This window comes from Devosia geojensis (assembly GCF_000969415.1).
In the GTDB taxonomy this organism is placed as follows: Bacteria; Pseudomonadota; Alphaproteobacteria; order Rhizobiales; family Devosiaceae; genus Devosia; species Devosia geojensis.
Map to the genome: position 1 here is coordinate 1 of NZ_JZEX01000136.1, position 16560 is coordinate 16560.

The following is a 16560-nucleotide window of genomic DNA, read 5'->3' on the forward strand; positions in this document are numbered from 1 at the left end:
ATAGGGGGTGAGTCAGGGAGCCACCGAAACTTCCCCCGACCCCTACCTCAAGGGGGAGGGGAGGCAGTGCCCAACCCATTGATCTGGCGCGAGAATAAAAACTTATCCCCGCACCTGCGGCTGGCACTATCCTCTTCCTCGCACCCCGCCGTTGCACACGCGGCGTTGACGAGATGTCGGGCGGGGGCGTTGGGGCAGCCGGGTCGCCGGCGGGCAGGGTGTCTGTTACGGACCGGCGGATCAACGAGCGTCCGCATGCTTCGTGTACGGCTCACAAATCCCGGCGTGTGGGGCGGCAATTGCCTCCCATCTAAAATTATCAAGGAGGCGAAAGCCGCCCCGCATTCGTGTGTCCGAAAGGACGATGACCGACGGAAGCACATTCCGGACGGCGCATGGTCGCGCCCGCCGGAAGGAGAAACCAGTTGCCCAGTTCCCCGCCTTGCCCTCCATCGGCCAAGCGGCTAAGTCTTGCGCGCTTCCGGCGCGCCGGAGATGTGCTTCCTTCCTGTGGCGGACCGCTTCGTGACCGATCGTCTTCGTATTGCCATGGCCCAGCTCAATCCCAAGGTGGGTGCGCTGCGCGCCAATCTGGAGCTCGCCCGTGGCGCATTGGCCGATGCCGTCGCCGCCAAGGCCGATCTCCTGATGCTCTCCGAGCTCTTCCTCACAGGCTATTTCCCCGAGGACCTGCTCTTCAAGCCGCAATTCGTCGCCGACGCCATCGCCGCCGCCCACGAGCTCGCCGCCGCGACCAAAGGCACGCAGGTCACCCTCGTCTTGCCGACCGTCTGGTACGAGCACGGGGCCCTGCGCAACGCCGTGATCGTCGCCGAGAATGGCGAGATCGTCGCCACCCGCCTGAAGCGCGAGCTGCCCAACGACGACGTCTTTTACGAAAAGCGCTATTTCACCGCCGGCCCGCTGCCCGAGCCGGTGACCATCAAGGGCGTCTCCATCGGCATCCCCATCTGCGAGGACATCTGGCACCCCTGGGTCTGCTCGCATCTCGCGCAGAAGGGCGCCGAGATCCTTCTCTGCCCCAACGGCTCGCCCTACTGGCGCGACAAGCAGCATGTGCGCAAGGACCTGGTGCGCGCCCGCCTCGCCGAGGACGGCGTGCCGCTCCTCTACCTCAACCAGGTCGGCGGACAGGATGAGCTGGTCTTCGACGGCGCGTCCTTCGCCATGGAGCCGAACGGAAGGCTCGTTGCCCAGGGCAAGTCGTTCGAGACCGATTTTCTCGTCACCGACTGGGTCGATGGCGAGAACGGCTGGGCCTGCGCCGAGGGCCGCGTCGAGGAGCTGACCTCAGTCGATGAAGCCCCATGGCGCGCCTGCGTGCTGGGCCTGCGCGATTACGTCCACAAGAATGGCTTCGGCAAGGTCGTGCTCGGCCTTTCCGGCGGCATCGACAGCGCCGTGGTCGCCGCCATGGCGGTCGACGCATTCGGGCCCGAGAATGTCCACGCCATCATGCTGCCCTACCGCTATACGTCGGAGGAGAGCAGGACCGACGCCGAGGACTGCGCCGAACGTCTCGGCATCCGCTACGACGTCGTCTCCATCGGCGATCCCGTTGACGAAGCCCTCCATGAGCTCGCGCCCATCTTCGGCAATCGCCCCATGGATATCGCCGAGGAGAACATCCAGTCGCGCATGCGCGGCGTGATGCTGATGGCCGTCTCCAACAAGCTCGGCTCGATGCTGCTGACCACCGGCAACAAGTCGGAGATGGCCGTCGGCTATGCCACCATCTATGGCGACATGAACGGCGGCTTCAATCCGCTCAAGGACTTGCTCAAGATGCAGGTTTATCACCTGGCCCGCTGGCGCAACGCCAACATGCCGGGCGATTGCCTCGGCCCTGCCGGCGAGATCATCCCGCAGGCAATCATCGACAAGGCTCCGAGCGCCGAGTTGCGCCCCAACCAGACCGACCAGGACAGCCTGCCGCCTTATCCTGTCCTCGACGCCATTCTCGAGGCCATGGTCGAGCAGGAGCTGTCGGTGGCCGAGATCGTCGCCAAGGGCTTTGATCGCGACCTCGTCAAGCGCATCGAAAAGCTGGTCAACATCGCCGAGTACAAGCGCCGTCAGGCCGCCCCCGGCGTCAAGCTGACGCAAAAGGCCTTCGGCATCGGGCGCAAATATCCGATCACCAACGGCTACCGCGACGAGACCGGCGCATGACACCGGTCGTCCGCTACGCCCCGTCCCCCACGGGCCGGCTCCATATCGGCAATATCCGTCCGGCCATGCTCAACTGGCTTTTCGCGCTGGCGCGTTCGGGCGAATACGTGCTGCGCATGGATGATACCGATCTCGCCCGCTCGACCCGCGAGTCTGCCGACGGCATCGAGGCGGATCTGGGCTGGCTCGGCATCCGGCCCACCCGGCTCGTCCGCCAGTCCGAGCGCACCGCGCTCTATGACGCCGCCCGCGACCGGCTGATCGAAGCCGGCCGGCTCTATCCCTGCTACGAGACCGAAGACGAGCTCGACCGCCGCCGCAAGCGTGCCCGCGCTCTCGGCAAGCCGCCGATCTACGACCGCGCCGCCTTGAACCTCACCGCCGAGGATCGCGCCCGCCTAGAGGCCGAGGGCCGCCGTCCGCACTGGCGCTTCAAGCTTGACGGCCGCCCGGTGCACTTCGACGACCTCATCCGCGGCCCGCAGACGGTCAACACCGCCTCCATGTCCGATCCGGTGCTGGTGCGCGAGGACGGCACCTATCTCTACACGCTCCCCTCCGTCGTCGACGACATCGATCTCGGCATCACCCACGTGATCCGTGGCGAGGACCACGTCTCCAACACCGGTACACAGATCGAGATCATCGAGGCGCTGGGCGGCAAGGTGCCGTTCTTTGCCCACCACAATCTCCTCACCGGCGCGGAAGGGGAGGGGCTCTCCAAGCGCCTCGGCTCCCTCTCCGTGGCCGAGCTGCGCGAGGAGGGCTACGAGGCCATTGCCGTCGCCATCGTCGCCGTATTGACCGGCACCAGCCTTTCCGTCGAGCCCTATGAGAGCCTCGAGGCGCTCGCCCGGCGCCTCGATCTTTCGATGATTTCCCACGGCCCCGCCCGCTTCGACCCGGCCGAGCTCGAAACCCTCAACGCCCGCCTGCTGCACGCCATGCCCTACGAGGCGGCGGAGCCGCGCCTCGCCGAGCTTGGCCTTGCCGACGAAAAGCTGTGGCTGGCGCTGCGCGAGAACCTGACGCGCTTTCCGCAGATCGCCGAATGGGCCCGTGTCGTGACCGGGCCGATCGAACCCGTCATTGCCGATGAGGACCGCGAGTTCCTCGCCGTCGCCCGCGATCTCCTGCCGCCCGAGCCCTGGGACGAGACCACCTGGAGCGCCTGGACCAATGCCGTCAAGGACGCGACCGGCCGCAAGGGCAAGGCGCTCTTCCTGCCGCTGCGCCTCGCGCTCACTGGCCGCCACGACGGGCCTGAGCTTAAGTCCCTGCTCCCGTTGCTTGGGCGTAAGGCGTGTCTGGACCGACTACCCGCACCGTCCGGTTCCCGAACCTGACCAGCCGCATCTGGTTGTCGTTCTCGATCGGCTGCGCCTGTGGCGCTTCGCCGGGGCCGGCGGGACGGCGGCGGGGCAGCGGCACCTCCACATAGGTCGCGGGGTCCGCCGCCGCGACGGCCACCGCCGGCACCGCCTCGCGCTGGCGCGGATCGCGCAGGGGCAGGGGGAAGGTCGCGCCCTGATAGTCGATGATCGTGCGCGATTGCCCGTTGGGCGCCTCGACCGTTGCGAACGAGCCCGATGCGTTCTGCGGCTTGCAGCTGCTCTCGGTATCGAAAGCTTCCCTGTAGCGGAAGGCATTGGGCATGTTGCTGTAGGGCTGGCCCAGCATGTTGCGCATCTGCTCCGGCTCCTGGCCGGGGTTGTCGTAGAAATAGAGCTCGACGGGCGTGCCCGGACACATCTGCTGGCAGGCCGCCGCATCCTGGCCCACATAGTCCTGCAGCGTCGAATAGCTGATCGGCCAGAAATAGCCGTCCGTGAGGCGCACGCAGAGCGTGCGCACCGTGCGGTAGCCGCCCGAACTCCAGCCGCCCTGGTTCTCGACGACCTGTGAGCCCTGGTCGGAGCTGGACCCGTACACGCGGTCGAACAGCGCCTGCCGGTCCGGCGAGAAGGTGGCGCTCGAGCCCTCGTCGGTTCCGCAGCCGAAGCGCGCCATTTCCTGCAGGACCGCCTCGCGCTGCTGGGCGACGGATCCTCCGGCGTTCACCGACGAGGAGGCCTGCGAGAAGTCGTTGCGCAGGCGCAGCACCTCGCGGGCGATCCCCTGGCACTGTGGGGTCAGCACGCGTCCGGCCCTGGCGTCCGCGTTGCAACCGTTGCGCACATAGGCGCTCTCGGCCGCCTGCACCTGGTCGCGCAGCTGCCGCAGCAGGCCATTGCCCGATTCGTAGTTGCGGAAGTCCTGGTTGCGGTTGAGCTGGTTGAGCGCGGCCTGCAATTGCCGGCAGCTCGACTGCGCGTGCGCCAGGGAAATGTTGGCGCAAACGACGACGAGGGCGATGAAAATCGCCGTCGACAGTCGCAGCGCCGATGCGAAAAGCTTTCCCATGCTGGCGATCTGGCCTCCGCTCTTCGCCGAGATTGGCTTGGCCCCCGTTTACGTCTCCTTAAGAGAAGGCAAGGCCACAGCGCAACACCATACCGATGCTACCACACAGGGGCGGGTCGGGTGGCGCGCAGTGGGCGGCTTGCCCCGACCGTTGCCGCTTGCTATTGAGCGTCGATGCGGTGGACAACGGCTCGGTTCAACTTCCGGTCGGCAACGCGGCGGGTTCGGCTGGCCGGGCTCGGGGCTATTTGCCTGCTCTTCGGCCTCGCGGGCACGCCTTACGCGCAGGATCAGGTGTCGGAATTCCGTGCCGCCTGCACGCGCAGCGCCACCCTCATGGGCATGACCCAGACCCACCCCGACGGCCTCGAACGCCTCTGCGATTGCCTCGCCGCCGATTTCGAGGCCAACCTTTCGCCCGCCGATATCGAGACCCTCTCGCGCGATCTCCTGGGGGAACTGACGCCCGCCGAAAGGGCGTCCAATCCCGAGTATCGGCGGCTCTCGGCCTATGGCGGCCAGGCGGTCGGGGCATGCCTCCTGATCGAGGGCTTCGAGGATGGCGCGCGGGCGCCGGCGGATCCCGAATGATCGGGCTTGATTTTTGCCGGGCGATGCGCTCAATCTGCGCCCCATGAAAACCGTGACGACGATCTGCATTAACGGCTGCATCATTATCCGCTAACCAACGGTGGCGGCGCGGTTTCCTTCATCCCCGAATTGACGACACGAAGAGCCCGCTGCCAGCGCAACTCTGCTCGGCAGGACCTTCGATGACTTCGGGAACGCCCCAATTGCGGCTCCACAACACGCTGACGCGCCAGAAAGCGGAGTTCGTTCCGCTCGATCCTGCCAATGTGCGCATGTATGTGTGCGGCCCGACGGTCTATGATTACGCCCATATCGGCAACGCGCGGCCCGTCATCGTCTTCGACGTGCTCTTCCGCCTGCTGCGCCACGTCTATGGGCCCGAGCACGTCACTTATGTGCGCAACATCACGGACGTCGACGACAAGATCAACGCCCGCGCCGCGCGCGATTATCCGGGCCTGCCGCTGAACGAGGCGATCCGCAAGGTCACCGAGAAGACCGAGGCGCAGTTCCTCGCCGACGCCGAGGCCCTCGGCTGCCTCGAGCCGACGGTCCAGCCGCGCGCGACCGAGAACATTGCCGAGATGATTGCCCTTATCGGCAGCCTCATCCAGCGCGGCCATGCCTATGAGGCGGGCGGCGAGGTGCTGTTCAGCGTCCCCTCGATGCCCGACTACGGCCAGCTCTCCGGCCGCAACCTCGAGGACAACGTCGCCGGCGCCCGGGTCGCCGTCGAGGCGCACAAGCACGATCCAGCCGATTTCGTCCTCTGGAAGCTATCTTCCGAGAACGAGCCCGGCTGGGACAGCCCCTGGGGCCGCGGTCGGCCCGGCTGGCACATCGAGTGCTCGGCCATGAGCGAGCGCTACCTCGGGCAGGTCTTCGACATCCACGGCGGCGGGCTCGACCTCATCTTCCCCCACCACGAGAACGAGATCGCCCAGTCCCGCTGCGCCCACGGCACGCCGATGATGGCGCAGGTCTGGATGCACAACGGCTTCCTGCAGGTCGAAGGCCAGAAGATGTCGAAAAGCCTCGGCAACTTCGTTACCATCCACGACCTCTTGGCGACCGAGACGTTCGGCGGCCGCAAATGGCCCGGCGAGGTGCTGCGGCTCGCCATGCTCATGACGCACTACCGCGAGCCGATCGATTTTTCCGTGAAGAGGCTTGAGGAGGCCGAGACCCTGCTCGACGGCTGGTACCGCGCCGTCGGCGACATCTCGCCCGATGGCGGACTGCTGTGTGCGGATGCGCTCGAGGCTCTCGTCGACGACCTCAATACGCCGGTGGCTGTGGGCGCATTGCACGCTCTCCGTGTCGAGGCGGCCAAGGGCAGCGAGGCAGCCAAACGCTCTCTCAAGGCCAGCGCCGGTCTTCTGGGGCTTCTGGGCAGCACCGCAACGCAGTGGTTCTCGGGCGAAGGTGTCGCCACCCAAGACGTAGAGGCCCGCATCGCCGCCCGTTTGTCCGCCCTCGCCGCCAAGGATTTTGCGACCGCCGACAAGATCCGGGCCGAGCTTGCTGAGGAGGGTATAGCGCTCCTCGACTACAAGGATCCTGAGATCGGGGAGCGGCGCACCAAATGGGAGGTAAAACGGTGAACATACTGGACCATGTTGGCGTAAGGGTCAGCGATTTCGAGCGGTCCAAGACCTTCTACAAAGAGGCTCTTGGAACTCTAAATATCGAGTTGCTCGCCGACTATACCTTCAGCGACGGTCGCGTGGCCGGTTTCGGCCGGGAACGTCCGACGTTCTGGATCGCCAGTGGGCGGGTGGGACGAGGCGAAACGCATGTGGCGTTCACCGCCGCGAGCCGCGCGCAGGTCGCCGCCTTCCACTCGGTCGGCCTCAGCGTTGGCGGGCGCGACAACGGCGCCCCGGGCATCCGCGCCCACTACCACCCGAACTACTACGGCGCCTTCGTGCTCGATCCCGACGGCCATAACATCGAGGCGGTATGCCATGAGCCGGAATGAGCGGAGCGAACGCAGGGGCCTTTCCGGCGGCTGCCAGTGCGGAGCCGTGCGCTTTCACGCTCGGCTCCTCGGGCGGCCCTCCATCTGCCACTGCCGCATGTGCCAGAAGGCGTTCGGCGGCTTCTTCGGTCCGCTGGTCACCGCCCATGATGCCACCTGGACCCGCGGCAAGCCTAAGTGGTTCCAGAGCTCGAACGTTGCCCGCCGCGCCTTCTGCGGCGAGTGCGGCACGCCGTTGGCCTACGAGACCAAATACGGGCTGGAGCTCGCCATCGGCGCCTTCGACGATCCGGCGGCGGTCGCTCCCGTCATCCAGGTCAACCTCACCGACAAGCTGCCCTTCTTCGACGGGCTGACCAGCCTGCCCGTCCGCGATCATCCGAGCGATGAGTGGCTGGGCTTCATGGCTGGCGTGCATTCGAACCAGCACCCCGACCACGACACCGAAACCTGGAAACCGGGAGGCGAGGCATGAGCGAAGTGCTTTCGGGTGGCTGCCAGTGTGGCGCGGTGCGCTACCAGGCCCGCTCGTTGAAAGACAACCCGCACGTTTGCCACTGCCGCATGTGCCAGAAGGCGGCGGGCAACTTCTTCATGGCGCTGGTCGGCGTGCCGCACGAGGATTTCACCTGGACGCGCGGCACGCCCGGCGTCTTCCGCAGTTCCGAGCATGTCGAGCGCGGCTTCTGCCCACAATGCGGCACGCCGCTCTTCTTCAAGCTCGATGGGAACGTCCACATCTCGATGACCATCGGCTCGTTCGACCACCCCGAGAAGATCCCGTTGCGCTTCCAGCTCGGCATGGAAGGGCGCCTGCCGCAGGTCGACCAGCTCGCCGACCTCATGGACTACGGCACGACCGAAGAGGGCGATCCGGAAGATGCCGCCGCCATCAAGGCGAGCAATCATCAGCATCCGGATCACGATACGGATGTCTGGCCAGTGGAGAGGGAGCGATGACGGAGGCTTCGGGCGGCTGCCAGTGCGGCGCGGTGCGCTACCATGCCGCCGAGTTTGCGGACAATCCGCATATCTGCCATTGCCGCATGTGCCAGAAGGCCGTCGGCAACTATTTCGCGGCCCTGATCTCCGTGCCGCGCGGCAAGCTCACATGGACCCGGGGTTCGCCCGCCCGGTTTCGCAGCTCGGAGCACGTCGATCGTGGTTTCTGCGCCAATTGCGGGACGCCTCTCTTCTATGAGGATGTCACCGGAACCCACGTCACCCTGACCCTCGGCTCGCTGGACAATCCCGAGCTGTTCCCGCCCAAGACCCAGGACGGCATGCAGGGCCGCGTATCCTTCTTCCACGCCTTGCCCGGTCTGCCTGATACCGGCGACACGGGCTCCGACGATCCCGAGTGGGCGGCAGCCATCGCGGCGAGCAACCGCCAGCACCCAGACCTTGATACGGATGTCTCGTCGTGAGCACGCCCGTCCTCACCGGTGGCTGCCAATGCGGGGCCGTGCGTTACGCGCTCGACCAGCAGCCGCAGAACGTTCATGTCTGTCATTGCCGCATGTGCCAGAAGGCGGTCGGCGGTCCGTTCGCGATCATCTGCCCGGTGATGAAGACAGCGTTTCGGGTCACCCGCGGCAAGCTCAGCTATTTCAGCAGCTCCGACGTGGGCCGTCGCGGCTTCTGCAGCGCCTGCGGAACACCGCTGCTCTTCGAGTATCCCGATGCCGATGATATCGGTGTCCTCGTCGGCACCCTCGACGAGCCCGACAGGGCGCCTCCGGTGATCCAGTATGGCAACGAAAGCCGCGTCTCCTGGTATTCCGGACTGACGCAGCTTCCCGGCGATCGCCCGACCTACGCCGACAATCCCGAGATGCGCCGCCGCATTGGCAGCACCAACCATCAGCACCCGGACCACGACACGGCCGTCTGGCCGCCGCACAGTTGAGTAACCCAATGTCCAAGGATCGCCTCTACCTCTTCGATACGACGCTTCGCGACGGCGCACAGACCGCCGGCATCGAGTTCTCGCTCGAGGACAAGATCTCGATCGCGGCGCTCCTCGAGCAGCTTGGCGTCGACTATGTCGAGGGCGGCTACCCCGGCGCCAATCCGGTCGATACCGAGTTCTTTGCCGACCGCCGCACGAGGAAGGCGACCTTCACCGCCTTCGGCATGACCAAGCGGGCAGGGCGCTCGGCTGCCAACGATCCGGGCGTTCAGGCCATCGTCAACAGCAAGGCGGACGCGGCCTGCTTCGTCGCCAAGGCCTGGGACTACCAGGTGGAGCTCGCGCTGGGTTCGACCACTGATGAGCATCTCGAAGGCCTCGCCGATACGGTGCGCGTCGCAGCCAAGGCCGGCAAGGAGGTGCTGATCGACCTCGAGCACTTCTTCGACGGCTTCAAGGCCAACCACGCCTATGCGCTCGCCTGCGCCGAGACCGCCATCGCCGCCGGCGCCCGCTGGGTGGTGCTCTGCGACACCAATGGCGGCACCATGCCCTCCGAGGTCGGCGCGATCGTCAAGGAGGTGCTGGCCGTCGTGCCTGGCGACCGGCTCGGCATCCATGCCCATGACGACACCGGCCAGGCCGTCGCCAATTCCCTCGCCGCCGTCGAAGCGGGCGTGCGCCAGGTGCAGGGCACCCTCAACGGCATCGGCGAGCGCTGCGGCAACGCCAACCTCGTCACCCTCATCCCGACGCTGGTCCTCAAGCCCCATTTCGCGCAGCGATTCGAAACCGGCATCGATGCGACTCGCCTCGAGCGTCTGACCCACATCTCGCGCGCTTTTGATGACCGGCTGAACCGCGCTCCGGCGCGCCAGGCGCCCTATGTCGGCGCCTCGGCTTTCGCCACCAAAGCCGGCATCCACGCCTCGGCCCTCGCCAAGGATTCCTCGACCTACGAGCACGTGCCGCCCGAAAGCGTCGGCAACGAGCGCTCGGTCATGGTCAGTCAGCAGGCCGGCAAGTCCAATCTCGTCACCGCGCTCGCCCGCCACGGCATCGCCGTCGCCAAGGACGATCCGCGCCTCGAAAAGCTCCTCGCCACCGTCAAGGAGCGCGAGGCGCGCGGCTATTCCTACGACGGGGCCGAGGCCTCGTTCGTTATCCTCGCCCGCAACGTCTTGGGAACGCTGCCGGAATTCTTCGCGGTCGAGAGCTACCGCGCCAGCGTCGAGCGCCGCCACAACGCCCGCGGCGACCTGGTGACGGTCACCGAGGCGGTGGTCAAGATCCGCGTCGGCGAGGACCTGCTGATGTCGGTGGCCGAAGGCAACGGGCCGGTCAACGCGCTCGACCTTGCCATGCGCAAGGACCTCGGCAAGTACTCGGCCGAGATCGGCGACCTCGAGCTCGTCGACTTCAAGGTGCGTATCCTCGACGGCGGCACGGGCGCGGTCACCCGTGTACTGGTCGAGAGCAGGGACGACACCGGCGAGCGCTGGTACACCATCGGCGTCTCCCCCAATATCATTGATGCGTCTTTTGAGGCGCTGTATGAGTCGTTCACATACAAGCTGTTGAAGGCCGAAGCGGCACGGGCGACGACGGCGGCATAGCGATCATCTGCTGGCAGGATGCCGGCACGAGGAGGGAAAACTGGCCGAGACCGCTCCCAATAGACCACTTGCCCTCACCATCGGAGCGGCGGCTGTAACACTCGCGGTTGTGATCGGGGTCCTTACCGGCCCCTCGGTGGTCAACTGCTTCAACAGTCCTGACGGCATGGGCGTGTGCCTGCGCGGCAAGATGGCCGATGCCGGCTTGGTGCCGGCGCCCGCGGCGCCCTCCGCTCCGGCGCAAGCCGTTTCCGAGGCTGCACCATCCGAGCCGACGCCGGCGCCCGAACCCGCTGCTGATGACGCGCCGGAAACCGACGTCGTCGCCGCCACGTTCGGGCTCCTGCGCGCCGAGCCGGATGGCTCCGTCGTCATCGCCGGCAGCGGCGAGCCCGGCAGCGAGGTCGAGGTCTATTCCAACGACGAGCTGATCGGGCGCGCGACGGTCGAGCCGAGCGGCGACTGGGTGCTCGTGCCCGAGACGCCGATCCCGCCCGGCGGCAGCGAGATCACCCTCGCCGAAGCCGGCAAGGAAGGCCGCGCCCCCCAATCCTTCGTCGTCGTCATCGATCCTGAGCGCGACGAGCAGCCGCTGGTCGTTGCCAGCGAGCCGGGCAAGGCGAGCGAGGTCCTCCAGGGCCTCGAGCGGCCGGATCCGACGATCGTTGCTTCCGCGCCTGCCGATGCTGCTGCTCCCGAACCTACGGCGTCGGATACGGACGAGCCCGCCGAGCAGACGGTATCCCAGTCGGACGACGAACCTGCCGCTGCCGGGCCTCAAGATGCCGCTGCCGAGGTCGCCGATCTCCCGGCTACTCCGGAAACCGTTCCCGCCGAGGCGGATGTATCTGAGGCGCCGGCGAGTGAGGCGACCGAGACAGCAGCGGTCGCCGAGCCCGCGCCAACCGCTCCCGCGCCAGCCACGCCCGAGCCGAGCCTCGCCGCCGCACCGCCGTCGGTCGATGCCATCGAAATCGACGGCGACCGCACGTTCTTTGCCGGTGCGGGCCCGAACGGCGCGACCATCCGGCTCTATGTGGACGACGCCTTCGTCGCCGATGTGGTGGTCGAGGGCGGTCGCTGGCTCGTGGAGGGCGGTGATATCCTGCCCGGACCTGAGCACGTCGTGCGCGCCGATCTTCTCGCCCCGGGCTCCGCCGAGGTGATTTCGCGCGCCGAAGTCAATTTCCGCGTCGAGGTGCCACAAGCCCCGGTCGCGGTCGCCGAAGCTCCCGAGCCGGAAGCCCCGGCTTCGGACGAGCCTGCAACCCCGACTGAATCGGAAGCCGCGCCTGCGTCGGCGGCGGAGCCTGCTGCCGCTGCCGCTCACCAACAGTCCGCCGAAGGATCGGCCCCGGCAGCCGTACAGCCCGAAGAGCCCACTGCCGTCGCCGAGACCGAAGTGCCCACCCTCGTTGCCGAACCCGTAGGCGATCCCGAGCTGCAGCGCTTTGCCTCCGGTCGGGCCATCATCCGGCGCGGCGACAACCTCTGGACCATCGCGCGTCGCGTCTACGGCGAGGGCATCCGCTACACGACGATCTACGAGGCCAACACCGGCCAGATCCGCGATCCGGACTGGATCTATCCCGGCCAGGTGTTCGATCTTCCGGAAGCCAACTAGGCCAGGTAAAACCGGGTTGAAGTTTTCCGGCCTGCGTCCGAATTGTCGGATGCAGGCCGCTTTTGCCTTGCGCGCCGCGCCTCCGTCTTCTATCGTAAATTAACGATCAATGCAGCAAACCCATGCAAGACGACGATCTCGCCGCCGCCATGCGGGCGCTCGGGCATCCGGTGCGCCTTTCCATCCTGCGTATCCTGGCCTCGCAACAGCGGGAGCAGTGCTGCTGCGCGCACCTCACCGAGTGCTTGCCGCTCGCCCAGTCCACGGTCTCGCAACACATCAAGGTGCTGCTCGAGGCCGGCCTCATCGAGTGCCATCCCAAGGGCACCAAGAACTGCTACCTGCCGAGGTATGACCGTCTCGACGCGATCAGCGCCGCCTATGACGGCCTGATGTCGGGGCTGACGGCGAGCGTCCGCAGGAACGAAACGGAACCAGCCTGATGACTACAGACAACGGGCAGACCCGCCCGACCGTGAGCGCCGAAGAGGGCTCGCTCCTCGCAACCGTGCGCAATCTCTGGGGCTATATGTGGCCGGCCTCCCGGCCGGACCTCAAGATGCGCGTGGTGCTCGCCATCGGCGCGCTGCTGGTTTCCAAGGCCGCCACCACGCTCATTCCCTTCGCCTACAAGGGCGTCATTGACGCCCTCGACGGCACGACGCCGGAGAATGCCCTCGTCCTCGGCCTCGCCGTGCCGATTGTTTTCGTCATCGCCTACGGCATCGGCAACATCATCGATGCCGGCTTCCAGCAGCTGCGCGACGTTCTCTTTGCCAGCGTCGGCCAGCATGCGGTCCGAAAACTCGCCTACCAGACCTTCCAGCACATGCACCGGCTGTCGCTGCGCTTCCATCTGGCGCGGCGCACCGGCGGTCTCAGCCGCGTCATCGAGCGCGGCACCAAGGGTATCGAGACGATCGTCCGCTTCACGATGCTCAACACTGCGCCGACGCTGGTGGAGTTCCTCATCACCGCCGTCGTCTTCATCGTGATGTTCGGGATCAGCTATCTCGGCGTCCTGGTGGTGACCATCTGGGCCTATCTCTATTTCACGATTAAGGCCTCCAACTGGCGCATCGCCATCCGTCGCGACATGAACGACAGCGATACCGATGCCAACTCCAAGGCCATCGACAGCCTTTTGAATTTCGAGACGGTCAAGTACTTCGCCAACGAGCAGATGGAGGCCGAGCGCTTCGACAGATCGATGGCGCGTTACGAACGCTCGGCCATCCGCATCTGGACGTCCCTCGGTTTCCTCAACTTCGGCCAGGCCCTGATCTTCTGGGCCGGCCTCATCGTCATTTCGGTCATGGCCGTCAACGGCGTGATGAGCGGCACGCTGACGTTGGGCGATTTCGTTCTGCTCAACACCTTCCTCATGCAGATCTACCGGCCGCTCAATTTCATCGGCTTCGTCTACCGCGAGATCCGCCAGGGCCTCACCGACATCGAGGAGATGTTCAAGCTCCTCGACCAGAATCCAGAGATCGAGGACAAGCCGGACGCCAGGCCCATTGCCATCTCCGGCCCGGTCGTGCGCTTCGAGAACGTCTTCTTCCACTACGATCCGGACCGGCCGATCCTCAAGGGCATCGACTTCGAGGTTCCCGCCGGCAAGACCGTCGCCGTCGTCGGCCCCTCGGGCGCCGGCAAGTCGACCATCTCGCGCCTCCTCTACCGGTTCTATGATGTCACCGGCGGGCGCATCACCATCGACGGGCAGGACGTGCGCGACGTGACGCAGACGTCGCTGCGCGCCGCCATCGGCATGGTTCCGCAGGATACCGTGCTCTTCAACGACACTATCGCCTACAACATCGGCTATGGCCGCCCGGGCGCGAGCGAGGAGGAAATCCGCGAGGCCGCCCGCATGGCCCAGGTCGGTCCTTTCATCGAGAGCCTGCCCAAGGGCTACGAGACCGAGGTGGGCGAGCGGGGCTTGAAGCTGTCCGGCGGCGAAAAGCAGCGCGTCGCCATCGCCCGCACCATCCTCAAGTCCCCGGCGATCCTCATCCTAGACGAGGCGACCTCTGCCCTCGACACCAAGACCGAGCGCGACATCCAGTCGGCGCTCGATACGGTCGCGGCCAACCGCACCACCGTCGTCATCGCCCATCGCCTCTCGACCGTCGTCAACGCCGACGAGATCCTGGTGCTGCGCGACGGGCAGATCGCCGAGCGCGGCCGCCACGAGGACCTTCTGACCCTGGGCGGCCTTTACGCCCAGATGTGGAGCCGCCAGCGCGAAGCGAGCGAGGCCGAGGAACAGCTCCGCCGCGCCGCCGAGGACGATCCCGACGGCTTCGTGCGCCGCGGCGTTGCCGCCGCGGAGTAGGGCTTCACCCTTTGACGCCCGCTGACAGCATGATCGCCTGCGTCACCCGCCGCTGGAAGATGAGATAGACGATGGCGACCGGCAGGCCCGCCACGACAGCGGAAGCCATCAGCTTGCCGTAGACGATGCCATAGGCGTCCTTCACCTGGGTGATGCCCACCGGCACCGTCATCGTCGCTTCGCCGGTGGCGGCCAGGAACGGCCAGAGGAACGCGTTCCACGCGCCGATGAAGGTGATGATGGCCAAGGCTGCCGTCACCCCCCAGTTCATCGGCAGGTAGATGCGGAAGAGGATCTTGAAGTACCCGGCCGAGTCCATCATCGCCGCCTCGCGGAACTCCTTGGGCACGCTGTCGAAGAACTGCTTATAGACGATGATCACTACCGGGACGATGAGCTGCGGCAGGATGATGCCGGCCCAGGTGTTGAGGAGCTTGAACTGCGCCATCAGCACGAAGTGGTTCACGATCAGCGCCTGCATCGGCACCATGAAGCATGCCAGGATCAGGATGTAGATCAGCCGCCGCCCCGGAAAGTCGAGCTGGCTGAGGGCGAAGGCACAACCGGCCGAGCTGACGATGACCGCGGCGGTGATGATGAGCGACGTCACCATCGAGTTCACATACCAGATGGCGATGTTGGTGTTGTTCCAGATGTGGACGTAGCTGTCGAAGGTGATCCGGTTGGGCCAGAGCGTATTGCTGCCCGAGATCACCTCGCCGTCCGGCTTGATCGAGGTGATGATCGCCCAGTAGATCGGGAAGAACGAGACCAGCGCCGCGATGAGCGTGATGACGCTCAATACGATGCCGACGATATCGAGCGAGCGGTCGCGCCGGCTGGGTTCGGCGGCAATGGCCCCGCTGCTGGGAATGGCGTCGGCGCTCATTTCTGACCTCTTGCTCTGAGCAGCTGGTATTGCAGCACGCTGAGGATGATGATCATGGCGAACAGCAGCACCGCGGCCGTCGCCGCCTCGCCGCCCTTGTTCTGCTGGAAGGCGAGCTTGTAGACGTACTGGACGAGGACGATCGTCGCGTCCTGCCGCCCGCCGATCGAGAAGAGGTACACCTGGTCGAAGATCTTGAGCTGCGCGATCAGCTGGATGGTCAGCACCAGGGCCGTCACCGGCCAGATCAGCGGCCAGGTGATGCGGGTGAACTGCCGCCAGCGGCTGGCGCTGTCGAGCTGCGCCGCCTCGTAGATTTCGGGCGAAATGTTCCGCAGGCCCGCAAGGAACAGCAGGATGTTGAAGCCCATCGTCCACCAGATGGTGACGAACGCCACCGTCGGCATGAACAGGGGGATCGTGCGCGTCAGCGATCTCGGCTCGCCGCCGTTGAAGAGACTCACCACGCCCTGCACCAGCCCGTACTGAACGTCGATGATCCAGTTCCAGGTGAGGAACACGACCGAGACCGGGAGGATGTAGGGCAGGAAGAAGCAGGCAAGCACGAAGCCCTGCACCCACCCGTTGAGCCGGCTCACCGCCAGGGCGATGAGGAGCGAGATCAGCGTGTTGGGAACCACGGTCAGGAGCACGAAATAGGCCGTGTTCCAGAACGCGGTGTGAAACAGCCTGTGGGTGAGAATCTCGACGTAGTTGTCCCAGCCCACCCAGTCGCCGGGTCCGATCAGCGGCGCGTCGGTGAAGCTCAGCATCACCATCTGGATCGTCGGCCACACGAAAAGCACGCCGTAGATGAGGACGAACGGTCCGACCAGGACCAGCGCCGTCAGATATTCGCTTCGTTTGTCCCGGAGCATGATCTTGTCTCCCGAAAAACCTCGGTCTCCCCTCCCCTTGAGGGGACTCGATCGGAATCGGCGGCTCCATCGCCTCCCTCCCCCTTGAGGGGAGGGATTGAGGGTGGGGGGCAGTAGGTCACCGATGGACCC

Annotated in this window: 16 protein-coding genes; 13 read left to right on the top strand and 3 right to left on the bottom strand. The window is 66.0% G+C overall.

Annotated elements, in window-relative coordinates; genetic code table 11:
• Positions 1 to 495: 495 nt before the first annotated feature.
• Positions 496 to 2193, top strand: coding sequence for an NAD+ synthase (locus VE25_RS16365; protein ID WP_152664649.1), 1698 nt, complete (start codon positions 496 to 498; stop codon positions 2191 to 2193).
• Positions 2190 to 3539 carry a glutamate--tRNA ligase gene (gene gltX / locus VE25_RS16370; RefSeq protein WP_046109726.1) on the top strand — a complete coding sequence of 450 codons (1350 nt, stop codon included), beginning with the start codon at positions 2190 to 2192 and terminating at the stop codon, positions 3537 to 3539. Before VE25_RS16365 ends, gltX begins: the two co-directional genes overlap by 4 nt.
• On the opposite strand, the gene VE25_RS16375 is transcribed toward gltX, so the two are convergent.
• Positions 3463 to 4596, bottom strand: coding sequence for a DUF2865 domain-containing protein (locus tag VE25_RS16375; RefSeq protein WP_046109727.1), 1134 nt, complete (start codon positions 4594 to 4596; stop codon positions 3463 to 3465). The genes gltX and VE25_RS16375 overlap by 77 nt on opposite strands.
• Positions 4597 to 4770: 174 nt before the next feature.
• Between VE25_RS16375 and VE25_RS16380 the strand changes: the two genes are divergently transcribed.
• The 11 genes from VE25_RS16380 to VE25_RS16430 all read left to right on the top strand — a co-directional run bounded on the left by VE25_RS16380 (position 4771) and on the right by VE25_RS16430 (position 14661).
• The gene (locus VE25_RS16380) at positions 4771 to 5187 is read left to right on the top strand and encodes a hypothetical protein (RefSeq protein WP_046109728.1); all 417 of its coding nucleotides are present in this window, start codon (positions 4771 to 4773) and stop codon (positions 5185 to 5187) included.
• Between the two features lie 182 nt (positions 5188 to 5369).
• On the top strand, positions 5370 to 6791 hold the full coding sequence (gene cysS / locus VE25_RS16385) for a cysteine--tRNA ligase (RefSeq protein WP_046109729.1): 1422 nt from the start codon (positions 5370 to 5372) through the stop codon (positions 6789 to 6791).
• Between the two features lie 2 nt (positions 6792 to 6793).
• On the top strand, positions 6794 to 7168 hold the full coding sequence (locus tag VE25_RS16390) for a VOC family protein (RefSeq protein WP_046109740.1): 375 nt from the start codon (positions 6794 to 6796) through the stop codon (positions 7166 to 7168).
• Positions 7155 to 7643, top strand: a complete 489-nt coding sequence (locus VE25_RS16395) for a GFA family protein (protein WP_046109730.1) — start codon at positions 7155 to 7157, stop codon at positions 7641 to 7643. The genes VE25_RS16390 and VE25_RS16395 overlap by 14 nt, the downstream gene beginning before the upstream one ends.
• Positions 7640 to 8128 carry a GFA family protein gene (locus VE25_RS16400; RefSeq protein WP_046109731.1) on the top strand — a complete coding sequence of 163 codons (489 nt, stop codon included), beginning with the start codon at positions 7640 to 7642 and terminating at the stop codon, positions 8126 to 8128. The genes VE25_RS16395 and VE25_RS16400 overlap by 4 nt, the downstream gene beginning before the upstream one ends.
• A complete protein-coding gene (locus VE25_RS16405; protein ID WP_046109732.1) occupies positions 8125 to 8595 on the top strand; it encodes a GFA family protein in 471 nt (156 codons plus the stop codon). The genes VE25_RS16400 and VE25_RS16405 overlap by 4 nt, the downstream gene beginning before the upstream one ends.
• Positions 8592 to 9077: a GFA family protein gene (locus tag VE25_RS16410; protein WP_046109733.1), complete on the top strand. Its 486-nt coding sequence runs from the start codon at positions 8592 to 8594 to the stop codon at positions 9075 to 9077. The genes VE25_RS16405 and VE25_RS16410 overlap by 4 nt, the downstream gene beginning before the upstream one ends.
• 8 nt (positions 9078 to 9085) lie before the next feature.
• Complete coding sequence (gene cimA, locus VE25_RS16415; RefSeq protein ID WP_046109734.1) at positions 9086 to 10696, top strand: citramalate synthase; 1611 nt, start codon at positions 9086 to 9088, stop codon at positions 10694 to 10696.
• Positions 10697 to 10805: 109 nt separating this feature from the next.
• A complete protein-coding gene (locus tag VE25_RS16420; protein ID WP_046109735.1) occupies positions 10806 to 12320 on the top strand; it encodes a LysM peptidoglycan-binding domain-containing protein in 1515 nt (504 codons plus the stop codon).
• Positions 12321 to 12442: 122 nt separating this feature from the next.
• Positions 12443 to 12763: an ArsR/SmtB family transcription factor gene (locus VE25_RS16425; RefSeq protein ID WP_046109736.1), complete on the top strand. Its 321-nt coding sequence runs from the start codon at positions 12443 to 12445 to the stop codon at positions 12761 to 12763.
• Positions 12763 to 14661 (top strand): ABCB family ABC transporter ATP-binding protein/permease, encoded by a 1899-nt coding sequence (locus VE25_RS16430; protein ID WP_046109737.1) that lies wholly within the window; start codon positions 12763 to 12765, stop codon positions 14659 to 14661. The genes VE25_RS16425 and VE25_RS16430 overlap by 1 nt, the downstream gene beginning before the upstream one ends.
• 4 nt (positions 14662 to 14665) lie before the next feature.
• Here the strand turns inward: VE25_RS16430 and VE25_RS16435 are convergent, their stop codons facing one another.
• Complete coding sequence (locus tag VE25_RS16435) at positions 14666 to 15550, bottom strand: carbohydrate ABC transporter permease (protein WP_083989006.1); 885 nt, start codon at positions 15548 to 15550, stop codon at positions 14666 to 14668.
• Positions 15547 to 16428 carry a carbohydrate ABC transporter permease gene (locus tag VE25_RS16440; RefSeq protein WP_046109738.1) on the bottom strand — a complete coding sequence of 294 codons (882 nt, stop codon included), beginning with the start codon at positions 16426 to 16428 and terminating at the stop codon, positions 15547 to 15549. Before VE25_RS16440 ends, VE25_RS16435 begins: the two co-directional genes overlap by 4 nt.
• Positions 16429 to 16560: the final 132 nt, after the last annotated feature.

Bases quoted from the DNA above. Each gene is read 5' to 3' on its own strand.
- VE25_RS16440 (WP_046109738.1), bottom strand. From the start codon at position 16,428: ATGCTCCGGGACAAACGAAGCGAATATCTGACGGCGCTGGTCCTGGTC.
- VE25_RS16380 (WP_046109728.1), top strand. From the start codon at position 4,771: ATGCGGTGGACAACGGCTCGGTTCAACTTCCGGTCGGCAACGCGGCGG.
- VE25_RS16425 (WP_046109736.1), top strand. From the start codon at position 12,443: ATGCAAGACGACGATCTCGCCGCCGCCATGCGGGCGCTCGGGCATCCG.
- gltX (WP_046109726.1), top strand. From the start codon at position 2,190: ATGACACCGGTCGTCCGCTACGCCCCGTCCCCCACGGGCCGGCTCCAT.
- VE25_RS16430 (WP_046109737.1), top strand. From the start codon at position 12,763: ATGACTACAGACAACGGGCAGACCCGCCCGACCGTGAGCGCCGAAGAG.
- VE25_RS16375 (WP_046109727.1), bottom strand. From the start codon at position 4,596: ATGGGAAAGCTTTTCGCATCGGCGCTGCGACTGTCGACGGCGATTTTC.
- VE25_RS16395 (WP_046109730.1), top strand. From the start codon at position 7,155: ATGAGCCGGAATGAGCGGAGCGAACGCAGGGGCCTTTCCGGCGGCTGC.
- VE25_RS16405 (WP_046109732.1), top strand. From the start codon at position 8,125: ATGACGGAGGCTTCGGGCGGCTGCCAGTGCGGCGCGGTGCGCTACCAT.
- VE25_RS16365 (WP_152664649.1), top strand. From the start codon at position 496: ATGTGCTTCCTTCCTGTGGCGGACCGCTTCGTGACCGATCGTCTTCGT.
- VE25_RS16435 (WP_083989006.1), bottom strand. From the start codon at position 15,550: ATGAGCGCCGACGCCATTCCCAGCAGCGGGGCCATTGCCGCCGAACCC.
- cysS (WP_046109729.1), top strand. From the start codon at position 5,370: ATGACTTCGGGAACGCCCCAATTGCGGCTCCACAACACGCTGACGCGC.
- VE25_RS16400 (WP_046109731.1), top strand. From the start codon at position 7,640: ATGAGCGAAGTGCTTTCGGGTGGCTGCCAGTGTGGCGCGGTGCGCTAC.
- cimA (WP_046109734.1), top strand. From the start codon at position 9,086: ATGTCCAAGGATCGCCTCTACCTCTTCGATACGACGCTTCGCGACGGC.